27 protein-coding genes are annotated in these 20,982 nt (G+C 59.9%); all 27 read left to right on the forward strand.

All coding sequences use genetic code 11. The annotated features are described in order from the left end of the window. Positions 1 to 4 precede the first annotated feature (4 nt). The 27 genes from B9Z43_RS17525 (at position 5) to B9Z43_RS01460 (ending at position 20,980) form a co-directional block, all read left to right on the forward strand. The gene (locus tag B9Z43_RS17525; RefSeq protein ID WP_108322362.1) at positions 5 to 634 is read left to right on the forward strand and encodes a ParB/Srx family N-terminal domain-containing protein; all 630 of its coding nucleotides are present in this window, start codon (positions 5 to 7) and stop codon (positions 632 to 634) included. Continuing rightward, on the forward strand, positions 621 to 1,373 hold the full coding sequence (locus B9Z43_RS01340; RefSeq protein ID WP_108322363.1) for a hypothetical protein: 753 nt from the start codon (positions 621 to 623) through the stop codon (positions 1,371 to 1,373). Before B9Z43_RS17525 ends, B9Z43_RS01340 begins: the two co-directional genes overlap by 14 nt. Then, positions 1,370 to 1,891 (forward strand): terminase small subunit, encoded by a 522-nt coding sequence (locus B9Z43_RS01345; protein ID WP_108322364.1) that lies wholly within the window; start codon positions 1,370 to 1,372, stop codon positions 1,889 to 1,891. The genes B9Z43_RS01340 and B9Z43_RS01345 overlap by 4 nt, the downstream gene beginning before the upstream one ends. After that, entirely contained in the window at positions 1,878 to 3,833 is a 1,956-nt protein-coding gene (locus B9Z43_RS01350) for a phage terminase large subunit family protein (protein WP_108322365.1), read from the forward strand. The genes B9Z43_RS01345 and B9Z43_RS01350 overlap by 14 nt, the downstream gene beginning before the upstream one ends. Continuing rightward, complete coding sequence (locus tag B9Z43_RS01355) at positions 3,830 to 4,375, forward strand: hypothetical protein (protein WP_199222228.1); 546 nt, start codon at positions 3,830 to 3,832, stop codon at positions 4,373 to 4,375. The genes B9Z43_RS01350 and B9Z43_RS01355 overlap by 4 nt, the downstream gene beginning before the upstream one ends. Next, on the forward strand, positions 4,376 to 5,926 hold the full coding sequence (locus tag B9Z43_RS01360; RefSeq protein ID WP_108322366.1) for a phage portal protein: 1,551 nt from the start codon (positions 4,376 to 4,378) through the stop codon (positions 5,924 to 5,926). After that, on the forward strand, positions 5,926 to 6,315 hold the full coding sequence (locus B9Z43_RS01365; protein ID WP_108322367.1) for a hypothetical protein: 390 nt from the start codon (positions 5,926 to 5,928) through the stop codon (positions 6,313 to 6,315). Before B9Z43_RS01360 ends, B9Z43_RS01365 begins: the two co-directional genes overlap by 1 nt. Then, complete coding sequence (locus B9Z43_RS01370) at positions 6,312 to 6,599, forward strand: hypothetical protein (protein ID WP_108322368.1); 288 nt, start codon at positions 6,312 to 6,314, stop codon at positions 6,597 to 6,599. Before B9Z43_RS01365 ends, B9Z43_RS01370 begins: the two co-directional genes overlap by 4 nt. Then, entirely contained in the window at positions 6,600 to 7,985 is a 1,386-nt protein-coding gene (locus tag B9Z43_RS01375; RefSeq protein ID WP_108322369.1) for a hypothetical protein, read from the forward strand. 39 nt (positions 7,986 to 8,024) lie between these two features. Next, a complete protein-coding gene (locus B9Z43_RS01380; RefSeq protein WP_108322370.1) occupies positions 8,025 to 8,753 on the forward strand; it encodes a hypothetical protein in 729 nt (242 codons plus the stop codon). A 14-nt stretch (positions 8,754 to 8,767) separates the two neighbouring features. Beyond that, a complete protein-coding gene (locus B9Z43_RS16980; protein WP_146186070.1) occupies positions 8,768 to 9,016 on the forward strand; it encodes a hypothetical protein in 249 nt (82 codons plus the stop codon). 48 nt (positions 9,017 to 9,064) lie between these two features. Then, on the forward strand, positions 9,065 to 9,433 hold the full coding sequence (locus tag B9Z43_RS01385) for a DUF5856 family protein (RefSeq protein ID WP_108322371.1): 369 nt from the start codon (positions 9,065 to 9,067) through the stop codon (positions 9,431 to 9,433). 5 nt (positions 9,434 to 9,438) lie between these two features. Beyond that, positions 9,439 to 11,289: a phage major capsid protein gene (locus tag B9Z43_RS01390; RefSeq protein WP_108323059.1), complete on the forward strand. Its 1,851-nt coding sequence runs from the start codon at positions 9,439 to 9,441 to the stop codon at positions 11,287 to 11,289. A gap of 63 nt (positions 11,290 to 11,352) precedes the next feature. Continuing rightward, positions 11,353 to 11,661 carry a hypothetical protein gene (locus B9Z43_RS01395; protein ID WP_108322372.1) on the forward strand — a complete coding sequence of 103 codons (309 nt, stop codon included), beginning with the start codon at positions 11,353 to 11,355 and terminating at the stop codon, positions 11,659 to 11,661. Continuing rightward, on the forward strand, positions 11,661 to 11,978 hold the full coding sequence (locus B9Z43_RS01400; protein WP_108322373.1) for a hypothetical protein: 318 nt from the start codon (positions 11,661 to 11,663) through the stop codon (positions 11,976 to 11,978). The genes B9Z43_RS01395 and B9Z43_RS01400 overlap by 1 nt, the downstream gene beginning before the upstream one ends. Before the next feature lie 2 nt (positions 11,979 to 11,980). Then, a complete protein-coding gene (locus B9Z43_RS01405; protein WP_108322374.1) occupies positions 11,981 to 12,523 on the forward strand; it encodes a phage tail protein in 543 nt (180 codons plus the stop codon). After that, positions 12,502 to 13,050 carry a hypothetical protein gene (locus B9Z43_RS01410; protein ID WP_108322375.1) on the forward strand — a complete coding sequence of 183 codons (549 nt, stop codon included), beginning with the start codon at positions 12,502 to 12,504 and terminating at the stop codon, positions 13,048 to 13,050. Before B9Z43_RS01405 ends, B9Z43_RS01410 begins: the two co-directional genes overlap by 22 nt. Continuing rightward, the gene (locus B9Z43_RS01415) at positions 13,047 to 13,706 is read left to right on the forward strand and encodes a phage baseplate assembly protein V (protein WP_108322376.1); all 660 of its coding nucleotides are present in this window, start codon (positions 13,047 to 13,049) and stop codon (positions 13,704 to 13,706) included. Before B9Z43_RS01410 ends, B9Z43_RS01415 begins: the two co-directional genes overlap by 4 nt. A 36-nt stretch (positions 13,707 to 13,742) precedes the next feature. Further along, positions 13,743 to 14,102: a GPW/gp25 family protein gene (locus B9Z43_RS01420; RefSeq protein WP_233253940.1), complete on the forward strand. Its 360-nt coding sequence runs from the start codon at positions 13,743 to 13,745 to the stop codon at positions 14,100 to 14,102. Continuing rightward, positions 14,103 to 15,002, forward strand: a complete 900-nt coding sequence (locus B9Z43_RS01425) for a baseplate J/gp47 family protein (RefSeq protein ID WP_108322378.1) — start codon at positions 14,103 to 14,105, stop codon at positions 15,000 to 15,002. Then, positions 14,995 to 15,558, forward strand: coding sequence for a phage tail protein I (locus B9Z43_RS01430; RefSeq protein WP_158270043.1), 564 nt, complete (start codon positions 14,995 to 14,997; stop codon positions 15,556 to 15,558). The genes B9Z43_RS01425 and B9Z43_RS01430 overlap by 8 nt, the downstream gene beginning before the upstream one ends. A gap of 2 nt (positions 15,559 to 15,560) precedes the next feature. Next, entirely contained in the window at positions 15,561 to 16,367 is an 807-nt protein-coding gene (locus B9Z43_RS17315; RefSeq protein ID WP_108322380.1) for a hypothetical protein, read from the forward strand. A gap of 3 nt (positions 16,368 to 16,370) precedes the next feature. Beyond that, a complete protein-coding gene (locus tag B9Z43_RS01440) occupies positions 16,371 to 16,727 on the forward strand; it encodes a hypothetical protein (RefSeq protein ID WP_108322381.1) in 357 nt (118 codons plus the stop codon). Between the two features lie 146 nt (positions 16,728 to 16,873). Further along, the gene (locus tag B9Z43_RS01445; protein ID WP_108322382.1) at positions 16,874 to 18,085 is read left to right on the forward strand and encodes a phage tail sheath C-terminal domain-containing protein; all 1,212 of its coding nucleotides are present in this window, start codon (positions 16,874 to 16,876) and stop codon (positions 18,083 to 18,085) included. 1 nt (position 18,086) lies between these two features. Then, positions 18,087 to 18,593: a phage major tail tube protein gene (locus tag B9Z43_RS01450; RefSeq protein WP_108322383.1), complete on the forward strand. Its 507-nt coding sequence runs from the start codon at positions 18,087 to 18,089 to the stop codon at positions 18,591 to 18,593. 56 nt (positions 18,594 to 18,649) lie between these two features. After that, positions 18,650 to 18,925 (forward strand): phage tail assembly protein, encoded by a 276-nt coding sequence (locus B9Z43_RS01455; RefSeq protein WP_108322384.1) that lies wholly within the window; start codon positions 18,650 to 18,652, stop codon positions 18,923 to 18,925. A 126-nt stretch (positions 18,926 to 19,051) separates the two neighbouring features. Then, a complete protein-coding gene (locus B9Z43_RS01460) occupies positions 19,052 to 20,980 on the forward strand; it encodes a phage tail tape measure protein (protein ID WP_158270044.1) in 1,929 nt (642 codons plus the stop codon). Positions 20,981 to 20,982 lie beyond the last annotated feature (2 nt).

The raw sequence follows: 20,982 nt of genomic DNA on the forward strand, positions 1-20,982 counted from the left end.
GAGGATGGCAAAACAGGCCCAAAAGCTAGAGCAGGCGCGGATCGATGACCTGATCCCGTATGCCCGCAACAGCCGCACGCATTCCGAAGCGCAGGTGGCACAGGTTGCGGCATCCATCCGGGAATTCGGCTTCACGAATCCGGTGCTGATCGATGCCGATGGCGGGATCATTGCCGGCCATGGCCGTGTGCTGGCCGCCAGGAAGCTGGGCATGGATACGGTGCCGGCGATCCGCATCGATTACATGACCGAGGCGCAGAAGCGCGCTTATGTGATCGCGGATAACAAGCTGGCGCTGAATGCCGGCTGGGATGATGAACTGCTGGCCCTGGAACTGGGCGATCTGAATGATGAAGGCTTCGATCTATCGCTGACCGGCTTTTCTGAAGATGAACTGGCCCGCCTGGTGATCGATGCCGAGGAAACCGGCATGCCTGACCTGGCATCGGGCGACCGCGAACCGCTGCAGCAGATGGCATTCATGCTGCACGATGATCAGGCCGAAACCGTGCGCGCCGCCCTGGATGTGGCGAAGCAGATGGGCGCCTTCGTGGATACCGGCAACGAAAACAGCAATGGCAACGCGCTGGCCCGCGTGTGCGAATTATTCCTGGGGCAGCATGGCAACAGCTAAAGACATCCGCGTGGCCCCGATCAGCGGCAAGGATGCCGCAGCCCTGGTGCGCCGCGTGCATTACAGCGGCAAGGTGGTGCCGAATTCGCAGCTGCACCTGGGGGTTTTCCTGGATGGCCGCCTGGAAGGCGCGATGCAATTCGGGCCATCGATGGACAAGCGAAAAGTGCAGGGGCTGGTGGAAGGCACCGGCTGGAATGGCTTCCTGGAATTGAACCGGATGGCCTTTTCTGATCGGCTGCCCAGGAACAGCGAATCGCGCGCCCTGGGCGTGGCCATGCGCATGATCCGCAAGCATTACCCGCACATCGAATGGATCATCAGCTTCGCGGATGGCACGCAGTGCGGTGATGGCACGATCTACCGCGCCAGCGGTTTTGTGCTTACTGCTGTGCGCGAAAACAAAACGATCCTGCAGCTGCCGGATGGCACCATCGTGGCCGACAAGACGCTGCAGAATGCGAACCACGCCACCACCGGCAAGAATGCCGCCTGGTGGAAAAAGAACGGGGCGAAGCCATTGGATGGCTTTCAGTTGCGTTATATTTATTTCCTGAATCCAGAGGCGAAGGCCCGGCTTACTGTGCCGATTCTTCCCTTTTCAAAGATTTCCGACCTGGGTGCTGGCATGTACCTGGGCGAAAAGATTACGCGGGCGAAGCAGGCGATGGATGGCGACCAGCCATCACAGCGGCGGCGCGACACCGACCCACCCGCTCCAATTAAGGCGCAGCCATGAAAAGCACGGCCGCGCCCACCTATCCTGTCGCCACCATTGCGAAGCTGCTGCTGCTATCCGATCGCCGGGTGCAGCAGCTGACAAAGGAAGGCATCATCCCGAAAGCAGAGCGCGGGCGCTATGAATTGGCGCCGGCGGTGCAGGGATACATCCGCTTCCTGCAGGAACGCAGCCTGCGCAGTGATTCTTCCCCGATCGATTACCACATGGAAAAGGCCCGGCTTACCAAAGCCCAGGCCGACACGGCGGAAATCGAACTGGCGAAGGCGCGCCAGGATGTGGCCAGCGTGAAGCAGATCGAAAAGAATCTGGCCGGCGTATTCGCTGAAGTGCGCACGAATATCCGCAACGTGCCCGATCGGGTGGTTTCCAGCCTGATCGGCATGACGGATGAACGGGAATTCAAGGCCCGGCTGCTGCGCGAAATCGATCTGGTGCTGGATGCCCTGGCGGAAGCTGATGTGCTGATCGAGCCTTCAGAAGATGAGGCGGGGTTCAGCGCCGATGGGGCAGTTTGATAACAGCCAGGCGCTGGCGCGTGCATTCAAGGCAGCAAAGCAGCACCTGCGGCCACCCCCGAATCTAAAGCCCAGCGAGTGGGCCGAAACCCACGTGAAAATCCCGGTGGGCAATGCCGTGCCGGGCATGATCCGCTTCGACAATGCCCCGTATCAGCGCGAACCGCTGGATATGCTGGTCGATCCCGAATGCTATCGGATCACCCTGATGTGGGCGGCCCAGGTGGGCAAGACGCAGCTGGCACTTTGCGGCCAGGGCTATCACATCCAGGTGCGGCCATCTTCGCAGATGATGATGCAGCCCAGCCAGACCGATCTGCAGGTGTGGATGAATACGAAATTCACACCCATGGTGGATGCGAATCCGGCGATCCGTGACTGCATCGCAAAGCCACGCGGCCGCGATGGGGTGAATAACGGGAATATGAAAAGCTACCCCGGCGGCTTCCTGATGTTCGCCTGGTCTGGATCGCCCAAAACGATGCGCGGCCGATCGGCGCCGGTGATCGTGGCCGATGAAGTGGATGGCTACGAATCCAGCGAGGAAGGCCACCCGGTGCAGCTGCTGTGGCAGCGCGCGGCCACCTTCGGTGATCAGCGCAAGCTGCTGGAAATCAGCACGCCCACGATCAAGGGGCAAAGCTACATCGAAAAGGCTTTCGAAGCGGGCGATCAGCGCCGCTTCCATGTGCCGTGCCCGGAGTGCGGGGAACATCAGGTGCTTTCGTGGGATCACGTGACCTGGCCAGGCAAGGATCAGGAAGGCGAAGATCAGCAGCCGGCCGCTGCCAGGTATATCTGCGCGCACTGCGGTGTGCTGTGGGATGACGGAATGCGGAAGGCCGCGATCCGCGCCGGCGAATGGCGTGGCGCCATGCCTTTCAAGGGGCATGCCAGCTATCACCTGAACGAGCTTTACAGCACCTTCCGGCGGCTGCGCGATATTGCCCAAAGCTACCTGGACAAGATCGCCACCGATGATTTGCAGACCTTCGTGAATGTGTCGCTGGCCGAAACCTGGGAAGAAACCGGCGAAAGGGCCGATGCCGATGGCTTGATGGCCAGGGCCGAAGCCTTCCCGGTATCGGTGCCGGCCGGTGGCCTGGTGCTGACTGCCGGCGTGGATATGCAGCAGGATCGCCTGGAAGTGGAAATCGTGGCCTGGGGCCATGGCGAAGAATCCTGGTCGGTGGATTATCACGTGCTGTGGGGCGATCCGCTGCAGAACGATGTCTGGGAAGAATTGGAAGAACTGCTGTCCAGCACCTGGCTGCACGAATCAGGTGCCCAGCTGCCGATCCTGGCAGCTTGCGTGGATACCGGCGGCACCGGCGGCAATACCCAGGCGGCTTATGAATGGCTGCGCGGCAAGACCGGGCGCCGCATCTTCGGTGTGAAGGGTGTGGGCGGCTGGGGCCGGCCGATCGTGGCAGCACCGAGCCGGAAGCGATCCGGCAAGAATGTGCGCAAGATCGATCTGTTCCTGGTGGGCGTGGATGAAGCGAAGCTGACGGTGATGCGCCGCCTGGCTGTGGCTGCACCCGGCCCAGGTTATTGCCACATCCCGAACGATCGCGGGGCCGATTGGTATCAGCAGCTGACCGCTGAAAAGCTGATCACCCGATATGTGAAGGGCTTCCCGGTGCGCGAATGGCACCAGACGCGGCCACGAAATGAAGCCCTGGACTGCCGGGTGTATGCCCTGGCGGCGCTGAAGATCGCCAACCCTTCATTCAAGCGCGCAGCCGAGCGCATGGGCATGCCATCGGCAGCAGCTGCCCAGCTGGAAAAAGCGCCAGCGAAAAAGGCGGTAAAAGCACTGCCTGCGCCAGCGAAGGAAAACCCACAAGAGGAAAGCAAGGCCACTGTTGCCGAAACTGTTGCCATTAAGCGATCCAGCAGCCTGAAGCGAAAGCGCGGGGGCTGGGTGAATAACTGGTGAAGGCAACCGTGACCGGCATTTTTCCCGCAAGCACATCAGCAGGGCTGACATTCGACCGCCCAGCCACCCTGACAGCCTATCCGGCGCCCGATTGGCAGCTGGAAGCAGTGCTGCGCGGCCCTGCGCAGATCGATCTGGCCGCCGAAGCAGTGGCGAATGGCCACCGATTCCTGGTTCCGGCGAGTGAAACCGCCGGCTGGGAGCCTGGCGACTACTGGTACAGCGTGCGCGCCACAAGCGAAGGCACTGTGGTGGAAGTCGAAGCCGGCCAGATCACCATTAAACCTGACCTGGCGCAGCTGGATGCTGGCCACGATGGGCGCGCCCATGTGCAGCGCGTGCTGGATGCGATCGAAGCGGTGCTGGAAAAGCGCGCCACGATCGACCAGGAAAAGTATTCGATCAATAACCGCGAACTGTGGCGCACGCCGATCCCTGATCTGCTGATTTTGCGCGATCGCTACCGTTCCGAATTGCGCCGGATGAAGGCAGCCCGCAAGGGTGGGCTGTTCAATCAAGCCGTGCGCGTGGGGTTCCGATAAGTGGCCATCCTTGATTTTCTGAAGCGCAAGCCCACCGATTCCCGTGCCGTGGCGAAGCCACGCTGGGCGCCGGTGCGTGCCGCCATGCGCATGTTCGATGGCGCAAAGCAGGATCGCCTGTCTGGCGATTGGCTGACGCACCCTGTCACATCCGAATGGCTGATCCGCATGCACCAGCGCGTGCTGGTGGCGCGATCGCGCGAACAGGCGGTGAATAACGATTACGCGAAGGCTTTCGTGCGGATGTGCCGCCAGAATATCGTGGGGCCGAAGGGCGTGATGCTGCAGGCGCAAAGCCGCGATGAATCAGGCAAGCTGGACACCCTGGCGAATCAGGCCATCGAAGCCGCTTTCGTGAAATGGGGCCACCGCAACAGCTGCGATGTGGCCGGCGTGCAATCCTGGCGCAGCATCCAGGCCAGCGCAGTGATTTCGGCCGTGAAGGATGGCGAATTCATGTTCCGCAAGATCACCGGCAAGGATGCCGGGCCTTTCGGATTCGCGCTTCAGGTGCTTGATCCCCAGCGATGCCACCCGCAGTTCGATCAGTACGATCTGCCCGATGGCAGCTTCATCCGTGCTGGCATCGAATTCAATAAATACGGCCGCCCGATCGCGTACCACTTCACCGTGGCGAAGGAATCGGACAGCTTCTACAACTACAGTTACGCCGGGCTGCATTACCACCGCATCCCCGCCGAAGAAATCATCCATGGCTTCCTTCCAGAAATGGTGGGCCAGAAGCGCGGGCTTCCATGGATGGCCACCGGCCTTTTCCGCATGAAGCAGCTGGTGGGCTTCGAGAATGCCGCCATCGTGAATGCGCGCATCGGCGCCAGCAAAATGGGCGTGATCCAGTGGAAGGAAGGCCGTGGCCCCGATCTGGATGATGAAGAACTGGAAGCCTTCGAAATGACTGCAGAGCCGGGCGAATTCCCGGTGCTGCCTGAAGGCGCTGAACTGCACGAATGGAATCCACAATATCCCAGCGGTGAATTCGCCACATTCAATAAAGCCATGCTGCGCGGTATCGCTGCCGGCTTCGGTGTGCTTTACAACAATTTGGCCAATGACTTGGAGCATGTGAATTTTTCCAGCATCCGCCAAGGCACCCTGGACGAGCGCGAACACTGGAAGGAAATGCAGGAATGGCTGATCGAAGCACTGATCCAGCCGGTATTCGAAGCATGGCTGCCCCGCGCGCTGCTGGGTGGGCACATCCAGGTGAAGGGCCGCCCGCTGAAGGCTGAACGCATCGACCGCTATTCCGTGGTCAGCTGGCAGCCGCGCCGGTGGCAGTGGATCGATCCGCGCGCCGATGTGGATGCCGCGATCGCCGCGAAGAATCAGATGCTGCTTTCCCCTGGCCAGATCATTCGGGAGCAAGGCCGCGATCCTTCGGATGTGTGGCGCGAAATCGCCGCCGACATCCAGGAAATGAAGGCCGCCGGCATCCCTGAAGAATTCATCAAGGCCGCGATCCTGGACAAGAATCTTCAGGCCACTGTGCAGGCACAGGCCGCACAGGCACAAGCGAAGGGGGCCGAATAATGGCTGCCGGAATTTACGACATCATCATCGAGCAGGGGGCCGACTGGCGCCTGGTGATTACCTGGAAGGATGCGGAAGGCGCGCCGGTGGATTTGACCGGCTACACCGCCCGCATGCAGGTGCGCGAATCCTTTTCCAGCAAGCTGAAAGTGTTCGAACTCACCACCGAGAATGGCCACATCACCCTGGGCGGCGCGGATGGCATCGTCACGATGGAACTGCCTGCAGCAGCTTCAGCGGCCGTGGTGATCAATCCCACGAAAACCGCCTGGATCGATGGCAAGCAAGCCCAGCAGCTGGTTTTCGATCTTGAAATGATCAGCGCAGCTGGCGCTGTCACCCGGCTGATTCAGGGGGCGGCGCTTTTTGTTCCAGAGGTCACGAAATGAGCGAAGCCGCGATCGTGATTTCAGAGCCTGGCGCCAGCCAGGTGCAAGTTTCAGGTGGCGCGCCCGACACGGTTGTGATCGTGTCGGATGCCACCGCATCGCGCGTGGTCGTGGGGCGCGATTCTTCGGATTCCATCAGCGTGGTGCGGCCGGCATACGGCAACGGCCTGGATGGCTTCCCGGTGAATATCACCAGCCCGAAGGTGGGCGATGTGGTTTCTTTTAATGGGGCCGCGTTCATAAACCGCGATCAAACCGATCTGACCGATGGAGGTAATTTCTAAATGTCGAACACTGTACGAATCAAGCGCCGGGCAGCCGGTGGCGCCGCTGGCGCACCAGGCGCACTGGCGAATGCCGAACTGGCATTCAATGAACAAGATGATGTCCTGTATTACGGCAAGGGCACCGGCGGCGCTGGGGGCACTGCCACCCAGGTGATCGCCATCGGCGGCCCTGGTGCATTCCAGGGCAAAGATGATGACCTGACCGCACTGGCTGGCGTTTCCGCAGTCGGCATGCTGGCGCGCACTGGCGCCGGCACTGCAGCGGCCCGCACCGTGACCGGCACCGCCGGCCGCGTGGGCGTGACCAACGGCGATGGCGTGGCAGGAAATCCGACCATCGATCTGGCCGCCAGCGGCGTGACTGCTGGCACCTATACGAAGGTCACGGTGGATGCCTATGGCCGCGCCACTGCAGGTGCCCAGGCATCGCGCAGCGATCTGTCGGCACCGACTGCTGATATTTCGAATGGCGGCTTCAAGATCACCAATGTGGCCGATCCTGTGAATGCACAGGATGCGGCAACGAAGAATTACGTGGATTCCGTGGCGCAGGGGCTTGATCCGAAGCAATCGGTGAAGGCAGCCACCACGGCGAACATCGCCACGCTTTCGGGCGCGATGACCATCGATGGCATCGCCCTGGTGGCCGGTGATCGCATCCTGGTGAAAGACCAAACCGCGCCAGCACAGAACGGCATTTATGTGGTGGCAGCTGGCAGCTGGGCACGTGCATCCGATGCCGATACCTGGGCGGAATTGGTTTCTGCCTATGTGTTTGTCGAGCAAGGCACCACGAATGCAGACAATGGCTTCCTGTGCAGCGTGGATACCGGCGGCACGCTGGGCACCACCGCTGTTTCCTTCGTGCAATTCAGTGGCGCTGGCCAGATCACGGCGGGCGCTGGCCTTACCAAAACCGGCAACCAGCTGGACATCGGCGCCGGCACCGGCATCGCTGTGGCGGCTGATTCCGTGGGCCTTACCGGCCAGGCGCTGGCGCTTCACAACCTGGCATCGAATGGCCTGATCGCCCGCACTGCTGCTGGCACTGTGGCGGCGCGCAGCGTGGCCACTTCAGGCAATGGCATCAGCGTGAGCAACGGCGATGCAGTGGCTGGGAATCCCACGCTGGCGCTTTCTGCTGCCCTGGCATCGATTGGCGGGCTTACGCCGGCCGCAGATTCGCTGCCGTACTACACCGGCGCCGCTGCGGCTGCGCTGGCCACGCTGACCGCATTCGGCCGCAGCCTTCTGGCTGATTTGGATGCCAGCGAAGGCCGTGCAACGCTGGGCCTGGGCACGATGGCCACACAAAACGCAAGCGCGGTGGCGATCACCGGCGGCACCATCGATGGGATCACGATCGACGGCGGCACTTTCTAATTCTTCAACCCCGCCAGATTTGGCGATGCAAAGGGGGCCATGGCTATGGCAAACACAGTAAAAATGAAGCAGTCGGCGGTGGCGGGCAAGGTGCCCACCACTGCCCAGCTTGCGCTGGGCGAATTGGCCATCAACACAGTGGATGGCAAGCTATTCCTGAAAAAAAACGTATCTGGCACGGAAAGCATCGTGGATGTGACCGGCGCAGCTGCAGGCGTTTCCAGCTTCAATGGCCGCACCGGCGCAGTGACGCCAACTAGCGCCGATGTCACTGGCGCGCTTGGCTTTACGCCGGCAAATATCAACAGTCCATCATTCACCGGAACACCTAGTGCCAATGGAATCAAATTCCCTGGCGCGCAGGTGAGCAGCGGCGATGGGAACACGCTTGACGATTACGAAGAAGGCACCTGGACGCCAGTTATTAAATTCGGCGCAACAACTGCAACCGCATCGGTTGCCGGTTGGTACACAAAAATCGGGAATCTAGTAACCGTTACTGGATACCTTAGTGTTTCAAATAAAAACGGCGGCGTTGGATCGATGGGCGTTGAAAGTTTCCCCTTTGTCGCAAGGTCTGGCAATGAAGGGGTGCGAGGCGGCGCGGCAATCGGTTATTACAACGGATTTCCATCCTTTCCTTTTTTAATGCTTTACAACGGCGAGAGCGGCGCGACATTCCGAAGGGGAAGCGACATTGACTTTACCAACTCGACCGTTCCAGATGGTTCAAGCTGCTGGTTCAGTTATAGCTACCTGACAAATTAAAAGAGGGCAAAAAAATGGCATTTGAGGAAACAAAGGTAATTGATCAAATCACCGTCACAGAAAACGGGATCATTCTTTTCCGTGAGGCAACCCGCGTTTTGCGTGATGGCGTTGTGATTGCTGAAACATTCCACCGTTCGTCTGCTGCGCCTAGTCAGGATATTTCAGGCCTTCCTGAAAACGTGGCTGAAATCGCGCAAGTGGTTTGGAAGCCTGAAGTGATCGCAGCCTTCGAAGCCGAGCGCGCAGCTTCGGCTGTATAGGAAAACCCACAAGAGGAATTCCAGAGGCGCCACGGCCACCATGGCGCCATGGAAAACTTAATCGCCCACCTGTTCCTGGCGCGCGAATTGGCGCACCGGGCACACCTGAAGCCCAGCACCGGCCCCGGCAGCGATGCCGAGCATCGCGCCCTGGGCGCTTTTTACGAATCGATCATCGATCTGGCCGATGAAATCCTGGAATGCTTCCAGGGCCGCTTCGAAGTGCTGCTGACCATTCCGGTGCTGACAGCCGATCCCGAAAAGCCGATCCGCGAAGTGCTGAAGCAGCAACGCGAATGGATCGACAGCCAGCGATACATCGCATGCCCACGTGAGGAAACATCGATCCAGAACCTGATCGATGAAGCCGTGCGTGCGTACAACAAAGTGAATTTCCGCCTGCTTTATCTGAAGTGATGCCCATGAAAACAACTATCGAACAGATTCGCGCGCGGGATGGTGCCCGCGCATTCCGATCCGCCGAGGTCGCAGCGATCAATGAATCGAAGCGCACGGTGGAACTGGCCTTTTCCAGCGAAGCCGAAGTGCGCCGCTGGTACGGCATCGAAATTTTGAGCCATGACCCTGCAGCGGTGGTGCTGGCGCGCCTGAATGATGGCGCACCGCTTCTGCTGCAGCACGACTGCGACGATCAGATCGGCGTGGTCGAATCAGTTTCCATCGACGCGGATCGCCGGGGGCGGGCCGTGGTGCGTTTTGGCAAAAGCGCGCTTGCCGAGGAAATTTTCCAGGACGTGAAGGATGGCATCCGCAAGCACGTTTCCGTTGGCTACATCGTGCATGACGCGAAGCTGACCGAGGAACGCGAAGGCGAAGATGTCTGGACGATCACATCCTGGGAGCCATTCGAAATTTCCATCGTGGCAGTACCGGCCGACATTTCTGTCGGTGTGGGCCGCCAGCTGGAAATCCCACAAGAGGAATCACGGCACGCGCCGCTGAACAATCCTGAAAACTTCAAGGAAACCAAAATGGAACCGAAGATTGAAAACACCCCGGCCGACAACTCTGTGAAGGCCACCGAAACCGAGCGCAGCCGCGTTCGTTCGATCATGGAAATGGGCGAAAAGTTTGGCGCCCCTGAATTGGCCAGCGATGCTGCCAAGGAAGGCACCAGCGTTTCCGATTTCCAGCGCCAGCTGCTTGACCATGTGAATGGCAAGATTCAGCGCCCGCTTTCAGAGCAGATGCGCGATGCTGATGTCGGCCTTACCGACAAAGAAGCCCGCAGCTTCAGCTTCCTGAAAGTGATCCGCGCCCTTACCGATCCGACCGATCGCCGCGCAGCCGAAGCTGCTGCCTTCGAATTCGAAGCCAGCCGCGCTGCTGCATCGAAGATGGGCAAGGAATCGGACAAGTTCGTCATCCCGACCGATGTGCTTACCCGCGCGTTGAATTCGGGCACCAGCGGCGCTGCTGCTGGCGACACTGGCGGCTATGGCATCGCCACCGTTCTGCAAGCCGAATCCTTCGTGGATATTCTTCGCAACAAGGCGAAGCTGATGCAGCTGGGCACCGTGATGGGTGGCCTGGTTAGCAACATCGATATTCCGAAGCAAGTGGCTGCTGCACAAGGCTACTGGCTGGGCGAAGATGCTGATGCCACCGAAAGCAACCTGGAACTGGGCCAGATTTCTTTGACCCCGAAAACCGTGGCCGCTTTCAGCGAAATCACCCGCAAGCTGATGGTTCAGTCGAGCCTTGACGCAGAAGCCTTGGTGCGCACCGATCTGGCAAAAGCCCTGGCGCTTACGATCGACCGCGCTGGCTACTACGGCACCGGCAGTGATCACCAGCCGCTGGGCATTGCAAACCACACCGGCATCAATGCCGTGGCATTCGCTGGCGTGCAGCCGACTTATGCCGAATTGGTTGGCATGGAAACGCAGATCGCCCTGGATAACGCGGACGTTGATTCGATGGCTTACATCGGCAACGCAGCATTCCGTGGCCACGCAAAGACCAGCCTGAAATTCTCTGATGCAGCCATCGCACAAGGCGGCACGATTTGGGAACCTGGCAACACGGTGAATGGCTACCGCGCCGAAATCACGAACCAAGTCGCTAACGGCGATGTGTTCATGGGCAACTTTGCCGACCTTCTGGTCGCAATGTGGGGCGGCTTGCAGCTGATGGTTGATCCATACAGCAACAGCAAGAAGGGCCGCCTGCGCGTGGTCGTGTTCCAGGATGTCGATTTCGCGCTTCGCCGCACGCAATCGTTCTGTGTCGGCCGCAAGCCGGCCGCCTAATACGGCACAGCCTGGTAATGGGGCCGCCTTCGTGGTGGCCCCTTTTCACAAGAGGATTTGAAAATGTCGAAAACCGTATTCCTGAAAGTTTCTTCCGCATTCCTGGTGGGCGGCCAACTGGCCAAAGCTGGCGAAATCGTGGAAGTGACCGGCACAGAAGCGAAAGACCTGCTGGCACGTGGCAAGGCCACTGTGGCCACCGTGGCCGATGCGCCTGTGGATCAAGAGCAAGAACAAGAGCAGCACCAAAACGAAGTGCAGCAGCCTGAAGGCGAAGCTGTGGCCGATGCGCCTGTGGAAGCTGAAGCTGCTGCCGAAGCACCTGCAGCCGCTGAAGAAAAGCCAGCTGGCAAAGGCAAAAAGGGCAAGTAATGCCACGCCTTCCCTGGGATGATCTGGATGCCTTCCTGAACGCTGACGAATTCGCGGTGCATGCCACCGTGCGCCTGCAGGAAGGTGGCACCCGGATCGTGCGGGGCATCTTCGATGACCCGTATCTGAACGCCCAGCTGGGCGAATATGAGATCGACACCACGCGCCCGCGCCTTACGTGCAAAGAATCCGATGTGATCGGCGTGCTGCGCGGTGATGTGGTCGATATTGATGGCCGCACTTACGATGTGCTGGCCAGTGCGCAGCCTGATGGCACAGGCATGGCCACGCTGGAAATGGCTGCACAGGCGCGCTGATCATGTCGCTGATCGATCTGCAGATCAATGCCGAAAGCCTGCAGGGGGTGGTGCTGGATTTGGCCGCCACCGAGGCCCAGGCAAACAAGGCGCTGAACAGCACACTGGTGAAGATGGCCAGCTGGCTGCGCAGCAAGTCCGTGAAAGGGCTTTCTGGTGCCCTGGCGATCCAGCAGAAGGTGATCCGGCGCCGCCTGAAATCCTTCCGGCTGCAGCGCAAGGCTGGCGGATCGGAAATCACGGTCTGGTATGGCCTTGATCCGATCGCGCTGATCTATCTGCAGGCGAAGCAAAACAAGGGTGGCGTGAAGGCATACGGCAGCCGCTTCGTGCAGTCTGCATTCATCGCAAACGGCCGCAATGGCAACCGCCAGGTATTCAAGCGGCGCGGCAAAGGCCGGCTGCCCCTGGATAAGCAGCGTGCCGACATCGAAGATAAGGCCAGCACGTATATCGAAGATCAGCTGGTGGGCGCGGCCGAATTTGAGGCGCGATTTTTCAAAACTTTCGAACACGAACTGCAATGGCGAACGCAAACACAGTGACCACGCTGGATGCGGTGCATTCAGGCATCGTGGCAGCAATCAAGGCGCAATTCCCCGACCTGAAAATCGTGGAAGCCTATCGGCTTGACCGGAAGAATCTGCCAGTGCCCGCGTGCCTGGTCGAATTGACGGAAATGGATGCGGCCCCCGATGTCGATCCAGGCACCGAACAGCTGGCGGTGAATGCCCGCTTCGAAGCCACTTTCGTGATCGGCTTCCGCCAGGGCGGCAAGAATCCGAAGCTGGAAGTGCGCAAGCTGGCCGCATCATTCGCGGCCTTTGCGCGCCTGCAGCGATGGGGCTGCCCGATCGGGCCGGCCGAAGTGATCGGTGCTTACCAGGACGATTTCGATCCCGAACTGGATCAGTACGAATGCTGGCGCGTGGAGTGGCAGCAGGTGATCCACCTGGGCGACACGATCTGGAAGGATGACGGAGAGGTGCCCACGCCTTTCTTCAGCTGGTCGCCGGAAATTGGCGCGGATCACGCGCCGGTATATCGTGACCCGGAAGGCAATGCGCCATGAGTGATTCATGGGCGCAGGCCGAAACTGAACGCATCCTGGCCAATATGATCCGGGTGGGCACTGTGGCCCAGCTGGATGAAGCGAATGCGCGCGTGAAGGTGGCCGTGGGAGGATTGACCACCGATTGGCTGCCATGGATCACTGCGCGTGCCGGTGCCACCCGCACGTGGAGCGCACCACGCCCTGGCGAACAGGTGCTGGTGCTGGCGCCCTATGGCGACCCGGCCCAGGCCGTGGCGCTGCCTTCGATCTACCAGGACAGCCATCCAGCCCCGGCCACCACGAAGGATGTGGAGCATGTGGAATTCCCGGATGGCACAACGGTGGATTACAACAGCGCCAGCAATACGCTGAACATCACAGTGGCGGGCGATGCGAAGGTGATCGTGAATTGCAAGGAAGCCACGATCAATGCCGCCACCAGCGTGACGCTGAATACACCGCAGACCACCTGCAAAGGGAAGCTGACGGTGGAAGGGCTTTTCACGTACCTGGCAGGCATGGTGGGATCGACCGGCAGCGGTGCATCGGCGCAGATCAGCGGCAACGTGAATTTCACCGGCGGCACGCTGACGCACAACGGCAAGAATATCAGCAGCACCCATACCCACACCGGCGTGCAGCCTGGCAGCGGCACATCCGGCGCGCCTTCCTGATCCCGAAGGAAAACCCACAAGAGGAACGCCCGGCCAATGCTGGGCAAGATTCCTGGCATGGACGGAATCGGCGCAGCCACCGGCAAGCAGCTGGGCGGCATTGATCATTTGCGGCAAAGCATCCGCGACATCCTGACCACGCCTATCGGCAGTCGGGTGATGCGGCGCGACTATGGCAGCCGCCTTTTCGAATTGATCGATGCACCGATCAATCGTTCAACGCTGCTGGAAATTTATGCGGCTACCGCTGAAGCGATCGCAAAGTGGGAACCCCGCTTTCGGCTGCAGAAGGTAGTGGCAGCCAGTGCCGCCCCAGGTGTGGTGGTGCTGGACATGACCGGCGAATATCTGCCCGATGGGCAGGTGGTGACACTTGACGGGATCGAAGTGAAATAAATGGCCAGCGCCTATACAAAAGTCGATTTATCCCAGCTTGCCCCGCCGAATGTGGTGGAAGCCCTGGACTTCGAAAGCATCTTCGCATCGATGCTGGCCGATCTTCGCGCCCGCGATTCGGCCTTCACCGCCCTGGTGGAATCTGATCCTGCTTACAAAATTCTGGAAGTCGCGGCTTACCGCGAACTGCTGATTCGCCAGCGCGTGAATGATGCCGCGAAGGCTGTGATGGTGGCCTATGCCACCGGCGCTGATCTGGATCAGATCGGTGCAAATTACGATGTGGCGCGCCTGCTGGTGACGCCAGCCGATGACACCACAATCCCGCCCACCGCTGCCGTGTATGAAACGGATGATGAATTCCGCACGCGGATCATCCTTTCCCTGGAAGGCTACACCAGCGCCGGCAGCCGGGGCAGTTATATCTTTCACGCATTGAGCGCCAGCGGCGACTGCAAGGATGTGGCGGTGGAAAGCCTGACGCCAGGCACAGTGAATGTGGCCGTGCTTTCGCGCACAGGAACTGGCGCTGCGCCAGCTGCCACGATCGCGGCCGTTGTGGAAGCCTTGAATGCCGAGGTGGTGCGGCCGCTGTGCGACACCGTATCTGTGGCATCAGCTTCAATCGTGAATTATTCAATCCAGGCATCGCTGACCGTATTCCCCGGCACTGGCCAGGCTGAAGTGCTGGCGGCAGCCACTGCGGCTGCACAAGCCTATGCCGCCGAGCAACACCGCATCGGGCGCGACATCACGCGATCTGGCATCTTCGCTGCCCTGCATCAGCCTGGTGTGCAGAATGTGGCGATCACTTCGCCGGCTGCCGATATTGTGAATGCCTGGAATCAGGCGCCGAACTGCACCGGAATCACCGTAACAATCGGGGGCACTGGTGCCTGATTCTTTGCTTCCGCTTAATGCCAGCACCCAGGAATATGCCCTGGAAGGTGCCACTGCGCGCCTGGGCGATGTGCCTGCACCGCTGCGCGATGTGTGGAATCCAGACACTTGCCCCGCATCGATGCTGCCCTGGCTTGCCTGGGCCTTCGGCGTGGATGAATGGGACGCTGGCTGGTCTGATGACGCAAAGCGCGCCACCATCCGCGATTCCGTGATGATCCAGCGCCGCAAGGGAAGCGTCTGGTCGATCAAGCGGGCGATCGCGGCGGCCGGATTTGGCGATTCCCAGCTGATCGAAGGCAATTCGAACAATTTCTACAACGGCGCATTTACCCACAACGGCCTGAAAACATACGGCGACCCGACTGAATGGGCGCGGTATCGATTCATCCTTGCCCGCCCGATCAGCAATGACCAGGCGGATCAGGTGCGGCGAATTTTGGAAACCACTGCACCCGCACGCTGCCACCTGATCGAAATGATCTTCACGGAAGCGGCGAATCTTTACAACGGCGCGATCACCTACAACGGCGCGTATAACCACGGAGTAGCATAACCATGGCAAGCCTTCCCGAATCTTCCACCTTCGATGCTGGTGTATATCAGCTGGAATTAACTGATCCGGTAATCGGTGGCCCTTCTGGCGTTTCGAATGCGCCTCTGAAGAATCTGGCCAACCGGACGAAATACCTGAAAGATCACGTTGATGCGCTGGAAGCAACCCGCGCACCGCTGGCCAGCCCTGCGCTGACCGGATCGCCCACGGCGCCGACTGCAGCCCAAGGAACCAGCACCACGCAGCTGGCCACCACGGCATTTGTTCAGGCAGAAATCGCGGCCGATGCAGCACCGAAAACCCACGTTGGTGCCACTGGTTCCGCGCACGGCACAGCTACGTCATCAGCGGCTGGCTTTATGTCGGCTGCCGATAAATCCAAGCTGGATGGCGTTGGCAGTGGCGCCAATGTGGCCAGCGTGGATGGCGCAACAGGCGCGGTCAGCTTGGCCGCGCTAGATGCCTTCGGGCGCAACTTGACAGGAAGCGGTTATCAGAAGCTGCCAGGCGGCATGATCATCCAATGGGTTCGCGGAATGACCACCGGACTAGGGAATACCTTTGTTGGTTCTAGCACCCCCTCCACCCTTGCGATCACCGCATCATTCCCGCTGGCTTTTTCGCAGATTTATACTGCTTCAATGTTTGCAGACGGTGGGAATGGCATCGAAGGCGGCGAAATCATTATTTCTGGCGCCGGTTACACAACTTCGCAGATTTTTGGGACTGTTTTTCGGGTTGCTGGTTCAAATTCTGGCCTGGGTAACGAAAACATTTTTTACAACGTCATCGCAATCGGGAAAATTTAAGCCATGATTTATTTTTCAGCATCGAATTCCGGTTTTTACCGAAAAGATATTCACGGGGATGCCATCCCGGCTGATGCCGTGGAGATTACCGAAGCCAGGCATCAGGAAATGATGGCAGGGCAGGCCAAGGGCTTGATTATCAGTTCCGGCCTTGATGGCCACCCGATCCTGGTAGAGCCAACGCCATTGACGCCGGAGCAAGTTGCGGATGCCGTTACCGCAGCGCGCGCGCAAGCCTATCGAAGCGAAGCAGACCCGCTGTTCTTCAAGGCGCAGCGCGGTGAAGCCACGATGGAAGAATGGGCTGCCAAGGTTGCAGAAATCAAGGCGCGTTATCCCGATGGCGTCATGCCATCCTGATCCGCTTCCCTTCGCAAGCACCCCTATGCCGCCCACTTCGGGCGGCTTTTTTTTGAGGAAAAACCACAAGAGGAATCCGCCCCCTGATCGCGGCAAAGTGTGGCCACTGGATTCTTGTTTGTGTATTCCTTGAGAGGATAAAACCAATGGCCGAAACTTTCCTGCACGGCGTCGAAGTTCTTGAAATCGATGCCGGCCCGCGCCCGATTCAAACGGTGCGATCTTCCGTCATCGGCATCATCGGCACCGCGCCGCTGGCCGATGCTGACGCATTCCCGCTTAACACCCCTGTGATGATCGCCGGCAGCCGCCGCGAAGCTGCAAAGCTGGTCGCCACTGCAGGCGCCGACGAAGGCACGCTGCCTGGCGCCCTTGATTCGATCTTCGATCAAGCTGGTGCTGTGGTTGTGGTTGTGCGTGTCGCGCCTGGCGCGAATGAAGCCGCCACCATCGCCAATATCGTGGGCGGCGTGAATGCCACAACTGGCAATTACGAAGGCGTGCATGCTTTCCTGGGTGCCGAATCGAAGCTGGGCGTTGTGCCCCGCATCCTTCTGGCCCCTGGCTTCAGCCACCAGCGCCCTGAAAGCACCACCACCCCTGGCGAATTCCTGGCCAACCCGGCGGTTTCTGAAATGGTTGGCATCGCAGAGCGCCTGCGCGCTGTGATCATTGCCGATGGCCCGAATACCACCGACGAAGCCGCCCAGGCTTATGCCGGCGACTTCGGCAGCGCCCGCGTTTATGTGGTCGATCCATGGGTGCAAAAAACCAACAGCGCCGGCGCTATCGTATCGAAGCCCGCCAGCCCTTGCGTGGCCGGCTTGATCGCAAAGAGCGACAACGATCGCGGCTTCTGGTGGTCGCCTTCGAATCAAAACATCAACGGCATCGTGGGCACTGTGCGCCCGGTCGATTTCACCCTGGGCGATGCGAATGCACGCGCCAACCTGCTGAATGAAGGCGGCATCGCCACCATCATCCGCCAGGACGGTTATCGCCTGTGGGGCAATCGCACCCTGTCGAGCGACCCGAAATGGATGTTCCTTTCGGTGCGCCGCACGGCCGACATGATCAACGATTCACTTTTGCGCGCACACCTGTGGGCCGTGGATCGCAACATCACGAAAACCTACATGCAGGATGTGATGGAAGGCGTGAATGCCTACCTTCGCCACCTGACCGCCATCGGCGCGATCCTGGGCGGCAAGTGCTGGGCCGATCCCGAACTGAATACCCCGGATCAGATCGCCCAGGGCAAGGTTTATTTCGATTTCGATTTCACCCCCCCATTCCCTGCTGAACACATCACGTTCCGCAGCCAGATGGTTCAGGATTACTTGACGGAGATTTTCTAATATGGCCGCACGCAACATTCGCAAGAATCTAAACCTGTTCGTTGATGGCCGTGGCTACGCCGGGCAGGTGGAAGAATTCAACGCCCCGAAGCTGGCGCTGGTCACGGAAGAATTCCGCGCTGGCGGCATGGATGCCCCGATCGAATTGACGATGGGAATGGAAAAGCTGGAAAGCGATTTCACGCTGATCAGCTATGACGCCGATGTGCTGGCGCTTTTCGGAGTGAAGGAAGGCGCCACGGTGCCATTCGTTGCCCGCGAAGCCCTGGAATCCTTCGATGGCACGATCACGCCGGTGGTGCATACCATGCGCGGCAAGATCAAGGAAATCGATCCTGGCACCAGCAAGCCGGGCGACAAGCCCAGCCTGAAGATCGCCATGGCGCTGACTTACTACAAGCTGCAGCACGGTGAAACCACTGTCCTGGAAGTGGATGTGGAAAACATGGTGCGCAGCGTGAATGGCACGGATGCGCTGGCTTCTACCCGCGCAGCCCTGGGCCTGTGATTCAGATCGGGCTGGCTTCGGCTGGCCCGATTTCACTTTCATAGTGAAGGAAGAAAATGGCAACAAAGAAAACCGCGCCGGCTGATGCCGGCTTTGTCGATGTGGTGCTTTCGCGCCCGCTGGAAATCGATGGCGCCCAGGTGAAGGCATTGCGCATGCGCGAACCCACCGTGGCGGATCAGATCGCCATGGATGAAATGAAGGGCGGCGAAGCCACGAAGGAAGTGGGCATGTTCGCCAATCTGTGCGAAGTGGCACCCGATGACATCAAGAAGCTGACGCTGCGCGATTACAAGAAGGTGCAGGCTGCCTTTATGGGTTTTATCGCCTGACCAGTGAGTATGTGCGGGCCGGCGCACTGGCACTGGCTTCGCACACTGGCTGGTCAAGCACTGAAATTTTAAGCATGCGGACATCCCGCTTCGTGTGGTGGCTGGATGGGCTGCCGAAGGAACGAGATGGCCAATAAACGATTAAATGCCACCATCACCATCGGTGGTGCGATTACCGGGGCGCTGAAGAATGCCCTGGGAACCACGCGCGACAAGCTGCTGGAAATCGGCGGCGCTGTGCGCAAGCTGGAACGCGAACAGAAGCTGCTAGGCAGCAGCATCCAAACATTCGGCGCGATGGGCAAAAACGTGGATGGCCTGCGCGCCCGCTACGCTGCCGTTACTGCCGAAATCGAAAAGACCCGCGCCGCACAGCAGCGGCTGAAGGACGCATCCAATGGCATGGCCGCTGGCCGTGGCCAGATGGCCAGCGCCGGCATGGCCCTGGGCGCTGCAGCTGCTGCAGCTTCCACCGCCTTCGTGCCGATCGTACAGGCCGCATCATTCGAAAAAGCCATGCTGGGCGTGGCGAAGCAGGTGGAAGGCGCGCGCGATGAATCGGGCAAGCTGACCCAGGTTTATTTCGACATGGCGCGCCAGGTGCAGCTGCTGGGCCGCGAATTGCCAATGGCCACGAATGAAATCGCGGACATGGTGGCAGCCGGCGCCCGCATGGGTGTGGCAAAGGATGAACTGATCGATTTCACACGCACCGCCGGCATGATGGCTTCGGCCTTCGAATTGCCTGCGGGCGAATTGGCCGACCAGATGGGCAAGATCGCCACGCTGTTCAAAATCCCGATCCCGAAGATCGGGGAACTGGCCGATGTGATCAACTACCTGGACGATAACGCGATTTCCAAGGGTGGCGACATCATCGAAGTGATGAAGCGCATCGGCGGCACCGCTGAATTCGTCAAGATGCCCGCGAAGGAAGCGGCCGCACTGGCTTCCACATTCCTGACCCTGGGCAGCACGGCCGAAGTGGCCGGCACAGCCGCGAATGCGGTGATGCGCGAACTGTCCATCGCCACCATGCAGCCGAAGCGATTCCAGGCTGGCCTTGTGGCCATCGGCATGGATGCGAAAAAGGTGCAGCAGGATATGAGCAAGGACGCCACCGGCACCATTCAGAAGGTGCTGGATGCGCTGAACAAGCTGCCGGAAGAAAAGCGCCTGACCGTGGCCACCCAGCTATTCGGCAAGGAATACGGCGATGACATCGCAAAGCTGGCCAGCGGTGTGGATGAATACCGGCGCCAGCTGGCCCTGGCCAGCAGCGACAAAGCCATGGGCAGCATGCTGCGCGAACACGAAGCGCGGCTGCAATCCACCACAGCGCAGTGGGAAATCGCAAAGAACCGGATCACTGAAGTGTCAGTGAATATCGGCAGCGTCCTGCTGCCGGTGGTGAATCAAGCCCTGGGCATCTTCGGATCGGCCACTTCGGCCGTGGCTGATTTCGTGCGCGAGAATCAGACGCTGGTGGGCAATATCGCCACCGCGATCGGCACCTTCGGCGGCCTGTTCGCAGCCACGAAGATGGTTTCCTTCGGCATCGGCGCTGCCACCTTCGCATTCAATGCGATGAAGCTGGCGATGGCCACCAACCCGATCGGCTTGGTGCTGATGGGCCTGGCCACTGCTGCCGTGCTGATTTACAAGAACTGGGAGCCGATCAAGGGCTTTTTCACCGGCCTATTCGATGGCATCAAGGCCACTGTGTCGGCATCGATCGACTGGATCATCGGCAAGATTCAGGCAGTGGGCGAATTTTGGGGCAAGACGAAAGCCTTTTTCGGCTTCGGCAGCGCCCCTGGTGCAGCGCCACCTGGCGGCGCGCCTGGTGCGCCTGTGCCACCGAGCGTGCCCCGCATGGCCACGGCGCCTGGCGCTGGTGGCAGCGTGAATGCACCGCAGACCAACACTTTCAACATCACGCAGCAGCCTGGCCAGGACAGCAAAGCCCTGGCTGATGAAGTGGCGCGGCGCCTGGCTGAAAAGCAGGGCGTGCAGCGGCGCGGCGCGATGTATGACCACGCGATGGGATACTGATC

The organism is Limnohabitans sp. MMS-10A-192 (assembly GCF_003063335.1).
Taxonomy (GTDB): Bacteria; Pseudomonadota; Gammaproteobacteria; order Burkholderiales; family Burkholderiaceae_C; genus Limnohabitans_A.